This window comes from Variovorax sp. MSC1_012, from assembly GCF_023667525.1.
Taxonomy (GTDB): domain Bacteria; phylum Pseudomonadota; class Gammaproteobacteria; order Burkholderiales; family Burkholderiaceae_C; genus Variovorax; species Variovorax beijingensis_B.
This window is the reverse complement of record NZ_CM174443.1, coordinates 2653625-2672253: the sequence shown is the minus strand read 5'-3', so window position 1 is coordinate 2672253 and position 18629 is coordinate 2653625. Positions and strand designations below refer to the sequence as shown.

The 18629-nt window shown below is 67.9% G+C and carries 17 protein-coding genes; 7 read left to right on the top strand and 10 right to left on the bottom strand.

Going from position 1 to position 18629, the window contains the following annotated elements; genetic code table 11:
- Positions 1–24: 24 nt before the first annotated feature.
- Complete coding sequence (locus L1081_RS12690) at positions 25–1476, bottom strand: M81 family metallopeptidase (RefSeq protein ID WP_489416712.1); 1452 nt, start codon at positions 1474–1476, stop codon at positions 25–27.
- A 33-nt stretch (positions 1477–1509) separates the two neighbouring features.
- The gene (locus L1081_RS12685; protein ID WP_489416711.1) at positions 1510–2670 is read right to left on the bottom strand and encodes an FAD-dependent oxidoreductase; all 1161 of its coding nucleotides are present in this window, start codon (positions 2668–2670) and stop codon (positions 1510–1512) included.
- 203 nt (positions 2671–2873) lie between these two features.
- Here L1081_RS12685 and L1081_RS12680 point away from each other — a divergent pair, with 203 nt between their 5' ends.
- The 3 genes from L1081_RS12680 to L1081_RS12670 all read left to right on the top strand — a co-directional run bounded on the left by L1081_RS12680 (position 2874) and on the right by L1081_RS12670 (position 5624).
- A complete protein-coding gene (locus tag L1081_RS12680; protein ID WP_489416710.1) occupies positions 2874–3590 on the top strand; it encodes a helix-turn-helix domain-containing protein in 717 nt (238 codons plus the stop codon).
- A gap of 14 nt (positions 3591–3604) precedes the next feature.
- Positions 3605–4243, top strand: a complete 639-nt coding sequence (locus L1081_RS12675; protein ID WP_489416709.1) for a methyltransferase domain-containing protein — start codon at positions 3605–3607, stop codon at positions 4241–4243.
- A gap of 109 nt (positions 4244–4352) precedes the next feature.
- On the top strand, positions 4353–5624 hold the full coding sequence (locus L1081_RS12670) for a glutamate carboxypeptidase (RefSeq protein WP_489416708.1): 1272 nt from the start codon (positions 4353–4355) through the stop codon (positions 5622–5624).
- A gap of 21 nt (positions 5625–5645) precedes the next feature.
- Here L1081_RS12670 and L1081_RS12665 read toward each other — a convergent pair whose 3' ends face one another.
- From L1081_RS12665 to put2H, 8 genes are all read right to left on the bottom strand, one after another.
- On the bottom strand, positions 5646–7610 hold the full coding sequence (locus L1081_RS12665) for a DUF3300 domain-containing protein (RefSeq protein WP_489416707.1): 1965 nt from the start codon (positions 7608–7610) through the stop codon (positions 5646–5648).
- Between the two features lie 155 nt (positions 7611–7765).
- Positions 7766–8407 (bottom strand): DUF3299 domain-containing protein, encoded by a 642-nt coding sequence (locus L1081_RS12660; RefSeq protein WP_489416706.1) that lies wholly within the window; start codon positions 8405–8407, stop codon positions 7766–7768.
- A gap of 3 nt (positions 8408–8410) precedes the next feature.
- Positions 8411–9673: an FtsX-like permease family protein gene (locus tag L1081_RS12655; protein WP_489416705.1), complete on the bottom strand. Its 1263-nt coding sequence runs from the start codon at positions 9671–9673 to the stop codon at positions 8411–8413.
- Between the two features lies 1 nt (position 9674).
- Positions 9675–10424, bottom strand: a complete 750-nt coding sequence (locus L1081_RS12650; protein ID WP_489416704.1) for an ATP-binding cassette domain-containing protein — start codon at positions 10422–10424, stop codon at positions 9675–9677.
- A gap of 4 nt (positions 10425–10428) precedes the next feature.
- Entirely contained in the window at positions 10429–11007 is a 579-nt protein-coding gene (locus L1081_RS12645) for a ZrgA family zinc uptake protein (RefSeq protein WP_489416703.1), read from the bottom strand.
- Positions 11004–11912 carry a rhodanese-like domain-containing protein gene (locus tag L1081_RS12640; protein ID WP_489416702.1) on the bottom strand — a complete coding sequence of 303 codons (909 nt, stop codon included), beginning with the start codon at positions 11910–11912 and terminating at the stop codon, positions 11004–11006. Before L1081_RS12640 ends, L1081_RS12645 begins: the two co-directional genes overlap by 4 nt.
- 38 nt (positions 11913–11950) lie before the next feature.
- Positions 11951–12868 (bottom strand): DMT family transporter, encoded by a 918-nt coding sequence (locus L1081_RS12635; RefSeq protein ID WP_489416777.1) that lies wholly within the window; start codon positions 12866–12868, stop codon positions 11951–11953.
- A gap of 28 nt (positions 12869–12896) precedes the next feature.
- The gene (gene put2H / locus L1081_RS12630) at positions 12897–14039 is read right to left on the bottom strand and encodes a putrescine 2-hydroxylase Put2H (protein WP_489416701.1); all 1143 of its coding nucleotides are present in this window, start codon (positions 14037–14039) and stop codon (positions 12897–12899) included.
- Positions 14040–14251: 212 nt separating this feature from the next.
- On the opposite strand from put2H, the gene L1081_RS12625 reads away from it, so the two are divergent.
- The 4 genes from L1081_RS12625 to L1081_RS12610 all read left to right on the top strand — a co-directional run bounded on the left by L1081_RS12625 (position 14252) and on the right by L1081_RS12610 (position 18606).
- Positions 14252–14518: an exodeoxyribonuclease VII small subunit gene (locus L1081_RS12625; RefSeq protein ID WP_012746712.1), complete on the top strand. Its 267-nt coding sequence runs from the start codon at positions 14252–14254 to the stop codon at positions 14516–14518.
- An 80-nt stretch (positions 14519–14598) separates the two neighbouring features.
- Positions 14599–15516, top strand: coding sequence for a farnesyl diphosphate synthase (locus L1081_RS12620; RefSeq protein WP_489416776.1), 918 nt, complete (start codon positions 14599–14601; stop codon positions 15514–15516).
- Positions 15517–15554: 38 nt separating this feature from the next.
- Complete coding sequence (gene dxs / locus L1081_RS12615) at positions 15555–17411, top strand: 1-deoxy-D-xylulose-5-phosphate synthase (protein WP_489416775.1); 1857 nt, start codon at positions 15555–15557, stop codon at positions 17409–17411.
- A gap of 112 nt (positions 17412–17523) precedes the next feature.
- Positions 17524–18606, top strand: a complete 1083-nt coding sequence (locus L1081_RS12610) for a TRAP transporter substrate-binding protein DctP (RefSeq protein WP_489416700.1) — start codon at positions 17524–17526, stop codon at positions 18604–18606.
- The last annotated feature ends 23 nt before the right edge of the window (positions 18607–18629 follow it).

Below are 18629 nucleotides of genomic sequence, written 5' to 3'. Positions count from 1 at the left end.
TCTCCGGTGGGGCAATAAACAGGATCAGGCGGCAACGCCGATGGGCCACTTGGGGAGGCGGGCTTTTCGGTAGGGCAGGGTGTTCAGGTCGAGCGTCACTGCACCGGGGGCGCCGGCGTAGATCACATGCTTCGCTACCTTGGAGTAAGAGGCGTAGAAATGCTGCGACGACTTCACGACGACGATCTTCCTGGCCGCCAGGTCGCATCCGAGCTGCGTGAACAGGTCAGTGCCCATGGCTTGGTTGCGCAGCGTGATCAGCACGATCTCGATGCCGTTGGCCTCGACCAGTGCGCTGTCGCCCATCAGCGTGGGCGTGCCCGCGAGGCCCGTCATCACCAGGTCGTGCTTGAGCGCCTTCACGGTGCAGTCGAGGTCGATCGGATCGCCCGACAGCGGGCTGATCTTGCCGCCGATGCGCATCGCGAGCTTCGCGCCCACGCCCGCATCGAAGGCAATGCGCACCGCGATCGGGTCCCACATCGGGCCGATGGCCGCGTTCGTGATGCCGCGCTCGACCATGCGGCGCAGGATGAAGGTGGAGTCGCTGGCCGCGCCGCCGCCGGGGTTGTCGGCGCCGTCAGACAGCACCACCGGGCCGCCGTCGAAGGCCAGTGCCTGGTCGAGCGAGGCGTCGATGCTCGGGTAGTCGATGGCGAGGCCGTCGCGCATGGCAATGACTTCGTCGGCAAGCTGGCGGGCCAGCGCATCGGCCTTGGCTTGATCGCCGTCGGTATAGACCAGCACCTTGGTGCCCATCTCGGGCACATCGCCCCACGAGAAGCCGTGCGTGAGCGAGATCGACAGCACACCGTCCTTACCCTCGAGCGACTGCATGCGTTCGACGAAGCCGCGCGCCGGCTCGCGCGAGGTGTGCACGGTGACGATCATGTCGCAGTCGACCATCGCGGCCACCGGCTTCACCTTGCCTTCGGCCATGGCGGTGCAGATGTCGACCAGCTCCAGGCCGCGCTCGAGCACATCGGTGTGCGGATATTCCTTGAACGAGATCATCAGGTCGGCGTTGTCGACCATCTCGGGCGTGAGGTGGTTGTGCGGATCGAGCTCGGCGCCGATCACCACGCCGGGCCCGACGATCTGCCGCACGCGCGCGAGCAGGTCGCCCTCGCAGTCGTCGTAGCCGTCGGCCACCATGGCGCCGTGCAGCCCGAGCAGCACCATGTCGACCGGCAGCACCGCACGCAGGTCGGCCAGCAGCTCGTCGCGCAGCGTTTCGTAGGCGTGGCGCGTGGTGGTGCCGCTGGGCTGCGCGCCGGCCACCATGCCCTCGAACAGCTCCCAGCCGCGATCGGCGCCGCGCATGCGTGCGGCCCACAGCGGGCCCGAGAACAGTGTCATCGCGTCCGGGTGCTGGCCGGCCGGAAAGTAGCCGCGGTCTTTGAAGGAGGCAAGGCCGGTCGGCATCGGGCCGAAGGTGTTGGTTTCGGTGGCCAGGGAGGCGCTGAAGACACGCATGGGTTTGTCTCTGTGGTTGTGGGAGTGTTCTTGTCAGCCGGCTGCGGCAGTGCGCAGCCGCTGCGGCCCGAGCATCTCGGCCGTGAGGCCGAAGCCCGCGATGCGTTCGGGCAGCGGCAGTCCGCGTGCCAGCGCGGCGCAGGCTTCGCCCATGGCCGCCGAGGTCTGGATGCCGTAGCCGCCCTGCGCCGCAACCCAGAAGAAGCCCGGCGCGCCCGGATCGAAGCCTCCCACCAGGTCGCCGTCGGCCACGAAGGAGCGCAGGCCGGCCCAGGTGCGCGCGGGCCGGCGGATGGCGAGCGTGGTCGCTTCCTCGATGCGGTGGATCGCGAAGGCGATGTCCAGCTCTTCGGGCTGCACGTCCTGCGGCTCGACCAGGTCGGCATTGGCTGGCGAGCCGAGCAGCATGCCGGCATCGGGCTTGATGTACCAGCCTTCGTCGGCGCCGAACACCATGGGCCAGTGCGCGACGCTGCTGCCTTCGGGCGGCGCGAAGACGAAGGCCGAGCGCCGGCGCGGCTCGATGCCGATGGGCTGCACGCCCGCCATCTGCGCGATAGTGTCGACCCAGGCGCCCGCGGCGTTGAGCAGCACCGGCGCTTCGTACACGGCACCGCCGGCTGTCACGCGCCAGTGGCCGCCGATGCGTTCGATGGCCGTCACGCCAGCATCGCACACCAGCTTGCCGCCGGCCTGCCGCATGCCGCGCAGGTAGCCCTGGTGGATGGCGTGCACGTCCATGTCGGCAGCGTCGGGCTCGTAGACGGCGCCGGCCACCTGCTCGGGCCTGAGCGCAGGCACCATCGCGAGCGCTTCTTCACTGCCAAGCCGCGTGGCGCCGGTATTCATGGCGCGCAGCACGTTCCAGTGGGCTTCGAGCTCCGGCAGGTGCTCGGTGCTCGCGACCATCATCGCGCCGCGCGGCGTGAGCAGCGGGTGCTCGGAAAAGCCTTCGGGCGGATGCTCGAGAAAGGCGCGGCTCGCCATGGTGAGGGCGCGCACTTGCGCGGTGCCATAGCTTTCCATGAAGAGCGCGGCCGAGCGGCCGGTGGAGTGATAGCCCGGCTGGGCTTCGCGTTCGAGCAGGATCACGCGGGCATGCGGCGCGAGCCAATGGGCCACCGAAGCCCCGGCAATGCCGCCGCCAATCACAAGGTAGTCGGCCACTGTGGGCGCTGGAGAGTTTGCAGTCATCGGCGAAAAGTGTAGGTAGAAATTTGCGGATACGCAAATAAAATAGGAGGCACCAAGGGGAAACCATGGTGCACTGCATCGGTGAAATTTGCGCCAACGCAATTTGCGTATATGCAAATTTCGGGCCAGCGCGACGCGGGTCGTCATGGATGGCGCGGCACCGGGCTGGCAGAATTGCGCTGCACCACAAGAGAAAGCCAAGCGTGAATCCACACACAGGGACCAAGCCGGGAACAAGGCCGAAGGACGAGGCGCCCACGCTCGACCGCACTACCTTCGGCCATCGTCTGCGCGCTGCGCGCAAGCGCTTCGGCTGGACGCTGGCGCAGCTGGCCGAGCGCTCGGGCGTGTCGATCACCACCATCTCGCGCGCCGAGCGCGGCCAGCTCGCGCTGGGCTACGAGAACTTCACCGCGCTCGGCCGCGCGCTGGAGATGGACATGAACGCTATGTTCGCGGGCGCCGGCGTCAAGCCCGCGCAGCTCGACGGGCCGGTGGTCACGCGCGCGGGCAAGGGCGTGGTGTACCGGGGCCTGTCGATCGCCTACGAGTTCCTCGGCACCACGGCGGCCGGCAAGCAGATGAGCCCCATCGTGGGCACGGTGCATGCGCGGCGCATCCATGGCCCGGAAGACTTCGTTCGGCATGCGGGCGAGGAATTCGCCTATGTGCTGTCGGGCGAGATCGAGGTGCACTTCGAGAACGGCGAGGTGGTGCACCTGGGGCGCGGCGACTCGCTGTATTTCGACAGCCGCCTCGGCCATGCCTATGTGAGCGTGAGCCGGCAGCTCGCGAAGATCGTGGGCATGACCACGGCGGAGAGCGGGCACATGCAGTCCGCGCGCGAGGCGCCTGCGCTGAAGGCCGCGGCGCGCAAGACCGGGCCTGCGAAGAAGGCGGCAGCGCGCGGCAAGGGCTGAAGAGGCTGCCCGACATGAGCCTGGCGAGCGACGCCGCATTCTGGGACCGGGCTTCGCGAAGGTACGCGAGGGGCGCCATCGCGGATCCGGCCGGCTACGAGCGGACGCTGGAGCGGACCCGTACGCTGCTGGAACCGGATGCCAGGGTGCTGGAGCTGGGCTGCGGGACAGGCAGCACGGCGTTGCGGATCGCGGGCCATGTCCGGGCGTATGTCGCGACGGATATCTCCAGCGGAATGATCGAGATCGCCAACGAGAGGCTCGCCGCCGCCCCTGTTCCTGCGCTTGTCTTTCGCACGGCGACCGCGGAGGCGCTCATGCCGCAAGCCGCACGCTTCGAAGTTGTGCTGGGGTTCAACTACCTCCACCTGGTGCGCGACCTGCCCGGCACGCTGCGCTGCATCCACGCCCTGCTTGCGACGCAGGGGCTGTTCATTTCCAAGACGCCTTGCGTCCGGGACATGAATCCGCTGATCCGGCTTGTCTTGCTGCCCGCCATGCGCGCGATCGGCAAGGCACCGCATGCCGGTGTCTTCGGGGCGGAGGACCTGAGACGGCAGATGCATGCCGCGGGCTTCGACATTCTTGCCATGGAGAGCCACGCGACGAAGGGCAAGAACGATCGCCCCTACATCGTGGCGCGCAAGAGGTGATGTGTCCGGCGGCGTCGCACGCGCGGTCCGATGTCGCCGAGGCGTACCGATGCTCTGCATCGGACCGCTATGCTGGCGCCCGCGACTCACTCCATGAAAAGAATCTCTCATGACCATGCGTTCTTCGCCTTTCTTCACTCCGCGTTCCGTTGCACTGGCCTGCGGCCTGGCCCTCGGTGCCGCCGTCGCGGCGCACGCCGCGCCCGACGCAAAGCTGCTCGCTGCCGCCGAAAAGGCGCAGCCCGCGGTGATCGACAACCTCAAGGAGATGGTGCTGATCGAATCGGGCAGCCTCAACGTGGATGGCCTGCTCAAGATGGCTGATGCGGTGGAGGCACGGCTGAAGTCCGCGGGGTTCAAGGTCGAGCGGCGCAAGGCCACGGGAGGCGCGGGCGCCGACATCGTCATCGGCACCATCAAGGGAACGGGCAAGCGCAGGATCATGCTGCAGGGCCACATGGACACGGTGTACGCCGCAGGCATCCTGAACAGCCAGCCCTACAAGGTCGATGGCAACCGCATCTACGGACCGGGCATCGCGGACGACAAGGGCGGGCTCGCGGTCATGATGGCTTCGCTGAAGATCCTGGCCGATGCAGGCTGGCGCGACTACGACACGCTCACGGTGCTCATGAATCCCGACGAAGAGGTGGGTTCGGTCGGCTCCGGCGAGCTCATCGCGGCCATGGCCGATCAGCACGACACGGTGCTGTCGTTCGAACCCACCGCCGCCAAGTCGGTGGCCAAGGGCGAATCGCTGCTGCTGGGCGCGGCAGGCATCGCGCAGGCCACGCTCGAAGTGAAGGGCCGGGCATCGCATGCGGGTGCGGCGCCCGAGCTGGGTCGCAACGCCCTGTACGAGCTGTCGTACCAGTTGCTGCAGACCAGGGACGTCGCGAAGGACATCCCCGGTGTCGCGCTCAACTGGACCGTGGCGCGCGCCACCGGCCCGATCAACCAGATCACCGAAAAGGCCCAGGCACTCGGCGACATCCGCATCACGCAGCCCGGCGCCGAGAAGAAGCTGGAGGCAGCATTGCAGGCGAAGATCGCGAGTGGCAAGCTGGTGCCCGATACCGAAACCACGGTCAAGGTCGAAGTGGGCCGCCCGGCTTTCGTGGCAGGCGAGAAAGGCCGCGCACTGGCCGAGAAGGCCCAGGCCATCTACAAGGAAATCGGCCGCGAACTCGCTCTCACGCCAATGACCGGCGGCGGCACCGATGCGGGCTATGCGGGCCGCTCCGGCAAGGCCACCGTGGTCGAGAGCTTCGGCCTTGCGGGCTTCGGCTATCACGCACGCGACGAATACATCGAGGTCGACTCGATCGTGCCGCGGCTCTATCTCGTCACTCGGCTGCTGACGGAAATCGGCAAGCAGTAACGGGCGTCGCGGCGGCCGCCCTCAGGGCTGCTCCTTGGGAGGTTCGCCGGGGCGGCCGGGCGGGCGGCGATGGGCCGCTGCTGCTGCTGCGTGCTGCTGGGCCTGTTGCTGCTGTTGGCGGATTTGCTGTGCCTGCTGCGCCTGTTGCTGTTGGCGTTGCTGCTGTTGTTGCATCGCCTGCTGCCGTTGTTGTTGCTGCTGCTGTTGTTGTTGTTGTTGCTGTTGTTGCTGTTGTTGCTGTTGTTGCTGGCGCGCCGCTTGCGCCTGTTGCTGCTGCCGCTGCAATTGCTCTTGATGCTGCTGTTGTCGGGCCTGTTGCTGCCCCTGCTGCCGCTGCACCTGTTGCTGTTGAGCCTGCTGCTGCTGGAGCACGCGGGCCTGTTGCTGGGCCTGCTGCTGCTGCATCTGCTGGCGCCGTGATTGCTCCTGCTGCGCCGATTGCCTTTGTTGCTGGCGCTCCTGCATGGCCTGCTGCTGCTGTTGAGCCTGGCTGGCGGCGCGTGCCTGTTGCTGCTGGGCCGCCTGCTGTCGCCGCGCCTGGTCCTGCTGTTGCTGTTGTTGAAGCAAGGCCTGCGGCGCTTGCGGGGGCGCGTTGTGCGCCTGCTGCCGCGCCAGCCGCTCCTGCTGTCGTGCCTGCTGCCGCGTCTGTTGCTGGGCCTGCTGCGCTTGCTGGCGCTGCAACCGGTCTTGCTGCTGTTGCTGCTGAAGGCGTGCCTGCCGTTCCTGCTCGCGCTGGCGGGCCTGCAACTGCTGTGCTTGTTGTGCGGCTTGCTGCTGCTCCTGCTGCTGGCGCATGAAGGCCTGCTGCTGCCGTGCCTGCTGCTCCCGTTGCTCCCGTTGCTGTTGTTGTTGCTGTTGTTGTTGCTGTTGTTGCGCGAACTGGGCGTTCTGTGGCGGGGGCAGACCCGGCCCGCCCGCGAAACTGGGCGCGGGAGCGCCAGGCGGCAGGCCGCGCGGCGCGTTGTTGTTGTAGACGTTGCGCACGTTGTTGACCACGGTGGTCGAGCGCGAGATGTAGGTGCTGTTGTTGTAGACCACCGCGGGCCGCGCATAGGCCGGCTGCACCGCGCGGTCGCGATCCCGATAACGCGGCGCGCCCCAGTTCACGTCCCACGAACGCCAGCCCCAGTCGTGCCGTTCGAGTGCGGCGCCCACGACCACGCCGAGCCCGAAAGTGAATGCGCCGGCTGCCGCGACCTGGCCGCGGCTGTAGCCGGGCGCAACCTCGACGGGCGGGGTGTATGCATAGCCGGGGTACACGGGCACCGGTTCGCCGTAGATGCGCTGCGGGTCGTAGCTCGGCACGTAGACCACGTCGGGCCGCGCGGGCTCGATGGTGATGAACTGCGGTGGCGGCTCGACCACGGCAGGGCCCGCATAGATGGGCTGCACGTCCGGCGCCGGCGCGTAGTTGCGCGATGGGGCGGCGCTGGTGACGCGCAGCTTGTCGTTGTTCTTGAGCCGCCCCGCCGCCGAGGCGCGCTGGCGCATGACCTGGATCGCGTTCATCACATCGGCCGGATCGTTGTAGTAGGCCTGGCCGAGTGCCTCGGTCCACGCGATGTTGCCGGCCATCTGGTCGAGCACCGGGCGGAATGCGGTGAGCGACTTCACGCTCGGATCCCAGGGCTGCTGGTTGGCCGCGTCGGCGAGCGGGCCGCCCTTGAGCGGCGCGTTCTGCGCCAGCCAGCCGTGTGCGGCGGTGACCTGGTCGGGATAGGTGGCGCCGGCCAGCACCTGCGCCACCAGCTTGTCTGGATACAGCGCGATGGGGGCGACCAGCTGGTAGAGCTGCTCGGCCGAGGGCGGCGTGTAGGCCGCTGGCGCCGGAGCGGCCGGAGCGGCGGCCGCTGGAGGCGCGGGCGCAGGTGCCGGGGCCGAAGGCGTGCTGTCGGTCTTGTTGCAGCCGGCGATGCCGAGCGCGCCGATGCACAGCGAGATCGTCAGGAGCCGCGCGACCGGCGTGCGGTGCAGTGATGTTGTCATCTGGAGTTCCTATGGGCGCTGAAGTCACGCCTTCGAAACTCTTCAACGGCGCGCCACCTGTAGCGACGACGCCAGCCTGCATCGTCGATGCAACGGTCTGTGTCGGTGTTGCGCCGCCTGCGCTGTCGGCGCAGAACCACAAGCGCCGGGCCGTGCTACTTGGCGCCGCCCGTGTACTTGGTGACGCTCGTCGCGTTCACGTGGTAGCCGCTCACGCCCATCATCGAATCGTTGCGCAGGGTCTGCAGCTTGCCGGTGACCCACACGGTGTCCATGGCGCGGAACTTGGCACCCTTGGGCGTGACCACGTGCAGGATCTGGTTGGCCGGCGGCGGCGGCGTGTGGATGCAGGCGCCGAAGTAGGGCACGAGCAGGAACTCGGTCACTTCGCCCTTGGCTTCCTCGAGCGGCACGATGAAGCCCGGGATCTTGATGTCCGCGCCGTTCATGGCCGGATTGGTCGGCGCGTTGTTCGACACTTCCTGCATCTTCATGAGCAGCTCGTTGGCGCGCGGGTCGCCGTCGTTGAGCGCACTCAGGTCGATGCCCTTGAATTCCTTGGCCGGGTCCCAGTCCTTGGGCACGAGTTCTTCCCAGGTGATCTGGCGCGGCTGGCCAGGCGGGGCCTTGGCCGCGGCGGCAGGCGGTGCGGCTTTGCCGCCGAGCGGGTTCGATGCGGTGGTGTCCTTGGGCGCCGGGTCGGCGGCCCATGTGGCGGCGGCAAGGCCGGCACCGGCCAGCAGCATCGAAAGCCGCATGAAAGCGTTGATCGTGAAGGTCCTCTTTGCGATGCGCATGGTTCAAATCCTGGGTGAGAGGCCGTCGGCCAAAGAGAGCCGGTAGGCCCGGATGCCGGGCAAGAGGCTCGCCAGCCAGCCCGCCACCAGCAGGCTCGCCATCAGCAGCCATTCGTTCAGTGTAGGTGGCGAAAGGCTCAATGTCAGCCCGAACTGCGCCTGCAGCCATGGCGCGAGCAGGGCGATGCCGAGCACCGCCATCAGCACGCCGAAGGCCACGCCCAGCACGGTGACCATGGCGCCCTCGAGCGCGAGCAGCGCCAGCACGTGGCGCAGGCCGGCGCCCACGGCACGCAGCACGGCCAGCTCGCGCCGCCTTTCGTTCAGCCCCGCCATCACCACGGAGACCAGGCCCGCGAGGCTCACCAGTGCCACCAGCGCCGACATCAGCAGCAGGGCGTTCTCGCCGATGCCGATCACGCTCCACAGCTCGTCGAGCGCCACGCCCGGCAGGATGGCCATCAGCGGTTCGCCGGTGTAGGTGGAGATCCAGCGCTGCACGCCGAACACGGCGGAGCGGTTTTGCAGGCCCACGAGCGCGGCCGTCACGTTCTTGGGCGTGAGGTCGAACTTGCGCACCTGCTCGGCCGGGATCTTCACGCCCGGCATCGGCGCGCCGCCCACCCATTCGAGGTGGATGGCCTCCATTGCTTCGAGGCCGATGTGCACCGTGCGGTCGACCGGCGTGCCGGTGCGCGCGAGCACGCCGACCACGGTGAAGGGCTTGTCGGCATGCTCGGATGCGTTGAGTTCGCCGCTGCCGTGGGCCAGCGTGATCTTCTGGCCGACGTGGTAGCCGAGCTTGTCGGCCACTTCGGCGCCCACCACCGCATCGAACAGCGCGCTGAAGGGCTTGCCTTCGCGCAGCGCGAGCGACTGCCGGTTGCCGTAGCGAAAGCGCGTGAAGTACTCGGGCGAAGTGGCGAGCACCGCGAAGCCGCGGTGCGAGTCACCGAGCGAAAGCGGCACCACCCAGTCGACGCCGGTGTGCGCGGCCAGGGCCTGCACGCTCTTCCACGAAATGTTGTTGGTGGCCGCGCCGATGCGGAACACCGAGTACAGCAGCAACTGCGTGGAGCCGGTGCGCGCACCCACGATCAGATCGGTGCCCGACACGGACGACGCGAAGTTCTGGCGCAGCTCGGTGCGGATGCGTTCCACGCCGAGCAGGAGGAAGGTCGACAGCGCGATCGAGAACACCGTGAGCGCCAGCGTGAAGCGCCGGTTCCACGCGCTGCGCCAGGCGATGGAAAAGAGCGCCTTCATTTCAGGTATCCGCCGCCATGGCCGCCGGCGCCGCGCGGTTGATCTCGGGCAGCAGCACATGCCGCGCAAAGCGCTGCGCAATGCGCTGGTCGTGGCTCACGAACACGAGCGCGCTGTTGTTCACGGCGCAGGCCGTCAGCAGCACGTCGAGAAATGCTTCGCGCCGGTCTTCGTCGAGCGCGGAAGTGGGCTCGTCGGCAATGACCACCTCGGGCTGGCCGATGAGTGCGCGCGCCGCGGCCACGCGCTGCTGCTGGCCCACGGAGAGCTGCATCGCCTGCCGCTTCCACAGGTTGCGGTCGAGCCCCATCTGCTCGAGCAGGTGCTCGGCCTCTTCTCGCGCGCTGCCGCCGCGCGCGGCCTGGGACTCGCGCCGCTGCGAGAAGCGGCAGGGCAGCAGCACGTTGTCGAGCACGCTCAAATACGGCAGCAGGTTGAACTGCTGGAAGATGTAGCCGACATGCGCAACGCGGCAGCGGTCGCGTGCGGCGCCCGAGAGCTGCGACCAGTCGTGCCCCAGCAGCGTGACACGGCCTTCGTCCGCCACCAGCACACCGGCCAGCAGCGACAGCAGCGTGCTCTTGCCGCAGCCGCTCGGCCCGTGCAGGAAGACCGCCTCGCCCGCGGTGATGCGCAAGGCCTCGATGTCGATGCAAGGCCTTGGCATACCGGGCCACGAGAAGCGCAGCCCTTCGGCGGCGAGCACCACGCGCAGTGGCGGCGCGGCCTCGCCCTGGGGGACGGTGCTCACAGTGTCACTTGCCCAGGTTCAGGCGAACGGGCTGGGCGGCTTGCGCGCCGGCCGGGCGCTTGAGCTGGCGCTTGAACTGGCCTTGGGCGGATGCAATCTGCGAATCGATTTGGCGCGTGCCCTTGAAGGCGGAGAAAAGACTCACGTCGATGAACTTTGCCGCGGCCGCATTGGTGCAGTTGAACGAAAAGGTGGCGTCGAGGTCTGCATGGCCCGCAGGCTCGCTGGGGTCGGGGTTGCCGAGGCCCAGTGCGCTGGAGCGCAGCTCGACCGGGCCGAGCTTGCAGTTGGCGGCCGGGTCGATGGCAAAGAGCTTGTCGGCCGCGCGCAGCTGGGCGATGGCGTCTTCGGCGGTCTTCTTCTCGGCAGCGGTCTTGGGCGCGCGCTCGAAGCCGACGATGTTGTCGAGCGGGGACTCCATCTCGATCACGACCGTGGGCCCGTCGATCGCCACGTCGAGCTTGAGCTGGCCATGCACGTGCGCATGCTGCTGCTGCGCCTGCGCTGAAAGAAAGGGGGCTGCGAACAGTGCCGCGGCCAATGCGAAGCCGGATGAAATGCGTCGAAGTCGGATCTGTTTCATGGTTCTGCGCCTTGCCGGGTCGGCAGCCCCGGCGTGTTGCTCCATTCGCTCCAGCTGCCGGCATAGAGCGCTGTCGTCCCAAGGCCCGCGATCTGCATCGCGAGCAGGTTGGGCACAGCGCTCACGCCGCTGCCGCAATGGTGGACGACCGTCGCCGGGTCGCGTCCCGCGAGCAGCGCCTCGAACTCGGCACGCAATTGCGATGCCGGCTTGAACTTGCCGTCGGGGCCGAGGTTCTCGGCGAAGGGCCGGTTCACAGCCCCGGGGATGTGACCCGCAATCGGGTCCAGAGGTTCCACCTCTCCGCGATAGCGTGCGGCGGCACGTGCGTCGATCAGGTTCTGGTCAGGCTGGCCGAGCCGGCGCACCACGGCGTCGGTGGTCACGAGTTCCACCAGCGGCTCGCCCGTCACGAAGTTCGACTGGAAGCGCGCGGGCTCCTCGCGGTTCGTGACTTCGCCGCCCGCGGCCTGCCAGGCCTGCAGGCCGCCGTCGAGCACGGCCACCGCGTCGTGGCCCATCCACTTGAGCATCCACCAGAGCCGGCCGCAGTAGTTGGCGCCGTTGCGGTCATACACCACGGCCTGCATGTCGTTGGAAAAGCCGATGCTCGACAGCCATGCCGCGAACTTCTCGCGGCTCGGCAGCGGATGGCGCCCGCCCGAGGCCGGCACGCCGTCTTCCTGCGCGACCACCACGTCGCCCTGGGCGCCCGGCACGCCGTGCTTCGCGCTCAGGTCGGTGTCGAGGTTCGCATACAGGGCGCCCGGGATGTGCGCGGCGGCATATTGCTGCGCACCGGCTTCGGGCTTCATGAGATCGAAGCTGCAGTCGAAGACCATCAGGGGCGCGTCGCCAGCCTGCAGCTGCTGGAGTTGTTCGACGCTGAGGAGGGTGGTGTACATGGCGGAGTTCCTTCGTTGTCGATGAGCTTCGATGCGGATCAGTGTTCTTCGGCCGGTGCCTTGGGCACTGCGCGCTGTCGCAGCACGGTGGCCGCGATGCCGCTCACGATGATGAGCGCCATGCCGGCCCAGCCGGCGGCGTCGATGCGGTCGTCGAACAGCACCACACCATAGAACGCCGCAAAGATGATGCCGGAGTACTGCAGGTTGGCCACCACGAGCGTGCCGGCCTGCGTCTTGGCCGTGGCATAGGCGCGCGTCATGCAGAGCTGCCCGAGGGCCGCCAGCAGGCCGATCGGCAGCAGCCACAGCGCATGCTGCCACGTCCAGGAATTTCCGCCCGAAAACCCCGTGGCCGCCGTGGCAAAGGCGCCCGCCACGGCGGAGCCCACCGCGAAATAGAACACCGTGCGCAGCTCGGGTTCGCCGATGCGCGACAGCGCCACCACCTGCATGTAGGCGAAGGCGGCCGTGAGGCCCGACAGCAGGCCCAGCATTCCCGCGAAGCCGTCGCTGCCGCTGACCGTGGGCTTGAGCATCAGCACCACGCCGACAAAGCCTGCGAGCACGGTCAGCGCGAGCGTGCCCTGCAGCGGCGGCCGCTCGATGCGCCCGTCGCGCCCGGGCACCGGCACCCAGGCCAGCAGCGCGCCGCCGACCAGGAAGGCCGCGATCCACACGCTGCTCATGTAGTTGAGCGTGACGGCCGTGGCCAGCGGCATGTGGGCAATGGCATAGAACCACGCGCCCAGCGACACCACGCCGATGGTGCTGCGCCAAGCGTGCATGCCGGGGTAGCGGGTGGCCATGGAGACGCCGCGGTTGCGCGCCAGCAGCCATACGAACACGATGCCGATCAGGCCGCGCCCGAGCACCATCTCACCGCTGTTGAACCAGGCCGAGGCGATCTTCACGACCACGCTCATGGTGGCGAACAAAAAGGCGCCGAGCACCATCCAGAGCGCTTGCACTGTGTTCTTCGGCTCAGGCGTTGTTCTGCATCGCGCTGCGGTACCACTCGTGGAACTGCTGCATGCCGTCTTCCATCGGGCTCTGGTAGGGGCCGCTCTCGTCGTCGCCGCGCAGCATGAGCGCGCGGCGGCCGGCGTCCATGCGCTCGGCGATCTCGTCGTCCTCCACGCAAGTTTCCATGTAGGCGGCCTGCTGGGCCTCGACGAACTCGCGCTCGAAGGCCACGATTTCCTCTGGGTAGAAGAACTCCACCATGTTGAGCGTCTTGGTGGGGCTCACCGGATGCAGCGTCGACACCGTGAGCACATGCGGATACCACTCGATCATGACGTGCGGATAGTAGGTGAGCCAGATGGCGCCGTACTTGGGCGGCTTGCCTTCGCGGTACTTGAGGAGCTGCTCCTGCCACTTCTGGTAGATGGGGCTGCCCGCGCGGCCCAGCCGGTTGGCCACGCCCACGGTCTGCACCGAGAAGTTGCGGTTGAACTCCCAGCGCAGGTCGTCGCAGGTGACGAAGCTGCCCAGGCCCGGGTGGAACGGGCCGACGTGGTAGTCCTCCAGGTAGACCTCGATGAAGGTCTTCCAGTTGTAGTTGCACTCGTGCAGCTCGACGCGGTCGAGCGCATAGCCCGTGAAGTCGAGGTCGGCACGCGGGCCGAGTTCGGCCATGTCGGCTGCCACGTCGCGCCCTGTGCCATCGGGGCCGCGCTCGAACAGCAGGCCGTTCCACTCGGTGAGCGGATAGTTGTGCAGGTTGAGGCAGGGGTCCTGCTGGAAGTGCGGCGCGCCGATCAGCGTGCCCGTGGTGCGCGCGTCGCTTGCCGCATAGGTCCAGCGGTGCAGCGGGCACACGATGTTGCCGCCGGCCTGGCTGTCGAGCTGGCCGCGGCCCTGAAGAATGAGCGCCTGGCGGTGGCGGCACACGTTGGAGATGAGTTCCACGCCCTTGGGCGTGTGCACCAGCGCGCGGCCCTGGTGCTCCTGCGGCAGGGTGTGGAAGTTGCCGGGCTCGGGCACGGCCAGCCGGTGGCCCACATAGCGCGGGCCCTGGGCGAACAGCGTTTGCATCTCGCGCGCGTAGAGCGACTCGTCGAAGTACGCGGAAACTGGAAGTTGGCTCGTGGCCTGCTGCAGTTGAAGACTTAAATCAGACATGGAGGACCTGACCAAGCTCCCCACAGGGAGAAAAAAGAAAAGACGGAAGGCGCCGTCTGGAGGGCGACGGCCCGAAGAGTTGAGCCGGGTTGGCCGGCATGGGAAGCCAGGATTGTACCCAAGGGGGCAGCGCAGTGCCCGTGGCGCGCCGCATGCCGGCGGCCGTTTGCTTCCCCGTCCTAAAATGCGCGGTTTCACACTCGTTCGCTCGCATGCCCAAGGTCCCTTCTTCCGCCACGTCCAGCCCGGCCGCCACGCCCGACACGGGGCCGTTGCCGGCCAGCTACGAAGCCGGGCTCCAGGAGTTGGAACAATTGGTTGCAGAACTCGAGTCGGGCCAATTGCCGCTCGACCAGCTGCTCGGCAGCTACCAGCGCGGCGCGGCGCTGCTCGCCTTCTGCCGCGAAAAGCTCCAGGCGGTCGAAGACCAGATCAAGGTGCTCGACGCGGGCAGTCTCAAGCCCTGGACCGCCGAATGAGCGCCGCACGGCCGCCCGAAGGCGCGAGCGCCCCCTGGGGGGGCAGCGAAGTACACGCAGTGACGAGCGTGGGGGCTCGAATGAGCGCGGTCAAGGTGGTCGACTGGGACGCCGCGCGCCTGGCCAGCTGGAGCGACCCGCACCTGGCGCGCGTCGAGGCGGCGCTGTCGCGCTGGGTCGGCGTCGATGCGCCGGTGCTGCTCGGCGATGCCATGCGCTATGCCGTGCTCGACGGCGGCAAGCGGCTGCGGCCGCTGCTGGTGCTGGCGGCGAGCGAAGCGGTCGGCGGCAATGAGGCCGCGGCGCTGCGCGCAGCCTGCGCCACCGAGCTGATCCACGCCTACTCGCTGGTGCACGACGACCTGCCGAGCATGGACAACGACGTGCTGCGGCGTGGCAAGCCCACCGTGCACGTGAAGTTCGGCGAAGCCGACGCGCTGCTGGCCGGCGACGCGCTGCAGGCCCTGGCCTTCGAGCTGCTCACGCCCGACGGCGACGAGATTCCCGCGTCGATCCAGGCCACGCTGTGCCGGCTGCTCGCACGCGCCGCGGGCAGCCAGGGCATGGCGGGCGGCCAGGCCATCGACCTGGCCAGCGTAGGCCTGGCGCTGAACGAAGCGCAGCTGCGTGAAATGCACCGCCTGAAGACCGGTGCGCTGCTGCAGGGCAGCGTCGAGATGGGCGCGGCCTGCGCCGGCGCCGTGGCGCCCGCAGCGCTCTCTGCCCTGCGCGACTATGGCGCCGCCATCGGCCTGGCATTTCAGGTGGTCGACGACATCCTCGATGTCACGGCCGATTCGCAGACTCTCGGCAAGACGGCCGGCAAGGATGCGGCCGCCGACAAGCCCACCTATGTTTCGCTGTGGGGCCTGGACGGTGCGCGTGCGCAGGCAAGGCAGCTGCTGGCCGAATCGCTCTCGGCGCTGGACCGCAGCGGCCTGGCCGACACCGCGGCCTTGCGCGCGCTGGCCCACATGGTCGTCGACCGCGACCGATGAACAACTCACAGATGGACAAGAAGACCCACGACGATCCCATGGCTGCGCTGCTTCCCACGCTTCACGATCCATCGCCGATCCGCCAGTTCGACCGCGCCCAGCTCAGGCAGTTGGCGGCCGAGGTGCGCGCCTGCGTGCTCGACAACGTCTCGCGCACCGGCGGCCACCTGAGCTCGAACCTCGGCACGGTCGAGCTCACGGTCGCACTGCACCATGTGTTCAACACGCCGCACGACCGCCTGGTGTGGGACGTGGGCCACCAGACCTATCCGCACAAGATCCTCACGGGCCGGCGCGAGCGCATGCCCACGCTGCGGCAGATCGGCGGCATCTCGGGCTTCCCGCAGCGCAGCGAGAGCGAATACGACACCTTCGGCACGGCGCATTCGTCGACCAGCATCTCGGCCGCGCTCGGCATGGCCATGGCAGCCAAGCAGAAGGGCGAGGACCGCCATTCCGTGGCCATCATCGGCGACGGCGCGCTCACGGCCGGCATGGCCTTCGAGGCGCTCAACAACGCCGGCGTGTGCGACTGCAAGCTGCTGGTGATCCTGAACGACAACGACATGTCGATCAGCCCGCCCGTGGGCGCGCTCAACCGCTACCTCGCGCAGCTCATGAGCGGCAACTTCTACGCCGCGGCCAAGAACGTCGGCAAGAGCGTGCTGCGCGCCGCGCCGCCGCTGTTCGAGCTGGCCAAGCGCTTCGAGCAGCATGCCAAGGGCATGGTGGTTCCGGCCACGCTGTTCGAGCAGTTCGGCTTCAACTACGTCGGCCCCATCGACGGCCACGACCTCGATTCGCTGGTGCCCACGCTCGAGAACCTCAAGCACCTGGACGGCCCGCAGTTCCTGCACGTGGTCACCAAGAAGGGGCAGGGCTACAAGCTGGCCGAGGCCGACCCGGTGGCCTACCACGGGCCCGGCAAGTTCGATCCGCAGGTGGGGCTGGTCAAGCCCACCGCGGTGGCCAAGCAGACCTTCACGCAGGTCTTCGGCCAGTGGCTCTGCGACATGGCCGCGCACGACGGCCGGCTGGTGGGCATCACGCCGGCCATGCGTGAAGGCTCGGGGCTGGTCGAGTTCGAGCAGCGCTTTCCCGGCCGCTACTACGACGTCGGCATTGCCGAGCAGCATGCCGTCACCTTTGCGGCGGGCCTGGCCTGCGAGGGCCTGAAGCCGGTGGTGGCGATCTACTCGACCTTTTTGCAGCGCGCCTACGACCAGCTGATCCACGACGTCGCGATCCAGAACCTGCCGGTGGTGTTCGCGCTCGACCGCGCCGGCCTCGTGGGTGCCGACGGCGCCACACACGCGGGCGCCTACGACATCCCGTTCCTGCGCTGCATTCCCAACATGAGCATTGCCTGCCCGGCCGACGAGCGCGAGTGCCGCCAGCTGCTGTCGAGCGCCTACGAGCAGAACCACCCGGTGGCCGTGCGCTATCCGCGCGGGGCCGGTGCCGGCGTGGTGCCGCATCTCGCGCTCGACGCGCTGCCGTTCGGCAAGGGCGAAGTGCGCAGGGAGGGCAGGCGCATCGCCATCCTCGCCTTCGGCACCCTGCTGTACCCGGCGCTCACGGCGGCCGAATCGCTCGATGCCACGGTGGTCAACATGCGCTGGGCCAAGCCGCTGGACGTCGAGCTGCTGCTGAAGGTGGCGGGCACGCACGACGCCATCGTCACGCTCGAAGAGGGCGCCGTCATGGGCGGTGCGGGCAGCGCGGTGCTCGAGGCACTGCAGGCGGCCAATGTGCAAAGGCCGGTGTTGCAGCTGGGCCTGCCGGACCGCTTCATCGAGCATGGCGATCCGGGCAAATTGCTCGCCTCGATCGGGCTCGATGCGGCCGGCATTGCCGCCTCGATCACGCAGCGCTTCGGCGCTGCCGCAGGGTAAACCCCCGCCGGACGCGTGTAAGCGCGTTTTTACAATAAGCAAGACTTATCAAAGTCCTCGACGCGGCCACAAGCCGCGTTTCGTTTTTTCCAATGCACTCGGAGTGAATTCAATGGATCGTCGTTCCCTCATCAAAAACGCCGGCATCGCTGGCGTTCTGGCCGCCGGCATTGCGCCCGCAGTTCATGCGCAGGCGGCCGTCCGCTGGCGCCTGGCATCGAGCTTTCCCAAGTCGCTCGACACCATCTATGGCGGCGCGGAAGTCTTCGCCAAGGCGGTCAAGGCCATGTCGGGCGGCAAGTTCGAAATCTCGGTTCATGCCGGCGGTGAGCTGATGCCCCCCTTCGGCGTGGTGGACGGCGTGCAGAACGGCTCGGTCGAGATGTGCCACACCGTGCCTTACTACTTCTACGGCAAGAACCCCGCGTTCGCGCTGGGCTCGGCCATTCCGTTCGGCCTGAACTCGCGCCAGATGAACGCGTGGATGATGCATGGCAATGGTCGCAAGCTCATGAACGAGTTCTACGCCAAGTACAACATGCTGAGCTTTGCCGGCGGCAACACGGGCTGCCAGATGGGCGGCTGGTACCGCAAGGAAATCAAGTCGCCGGCCGATTTCAAGGGCATGAAGATGCGCCTGGGCGGCGGCCTCATCGGCGACGTCATGACCAAGCTGGGCGCGGTGCCGCAGAGCATCCCCGGCGGCGAGATCTACCAGTCGCTCGAAAAGGGCACGCTGGATGCCGCCGAATGGGTCGGCCCCTATGACGACCAGAAGCTCGGCTTCAACAAGGTGGCTCCGTTCTACTACTACCCCGGCTGGTGGGAAGGCGGTCCGGAAGTGGACTTCTTCATCAACCAGAAGGCGTTCGACGGCCTTTCGGCCGAGAACAAGGCCATCGTGGAAGCGGCTGCCGCCGTCGCTTCGTCCGACATGCTCGCCAAGTACGACGCGCTGAACCCCACCGCGCTGAAGCAGCTGGTGGCGTCCAAGACCAAGGTGCTGCCGTTCTCGCAGGCCGTGCTCGACGCCTCCTTCAAGGCCTCGATGGAAGTGTTTGCGGAGAACGACGCCAAGAGCCCCGAGTGGAAGAAGATCTACGCCGACCTGCGCACCTTCCAGCGCGACCAGGTGTTGTGGTTCCGCTTCGCCGAATCGGCCTTCGACAGCTTCATGGCCAAGCAGAAGCTCTGATCCGCGGGCTTCGGCCCGGCAAA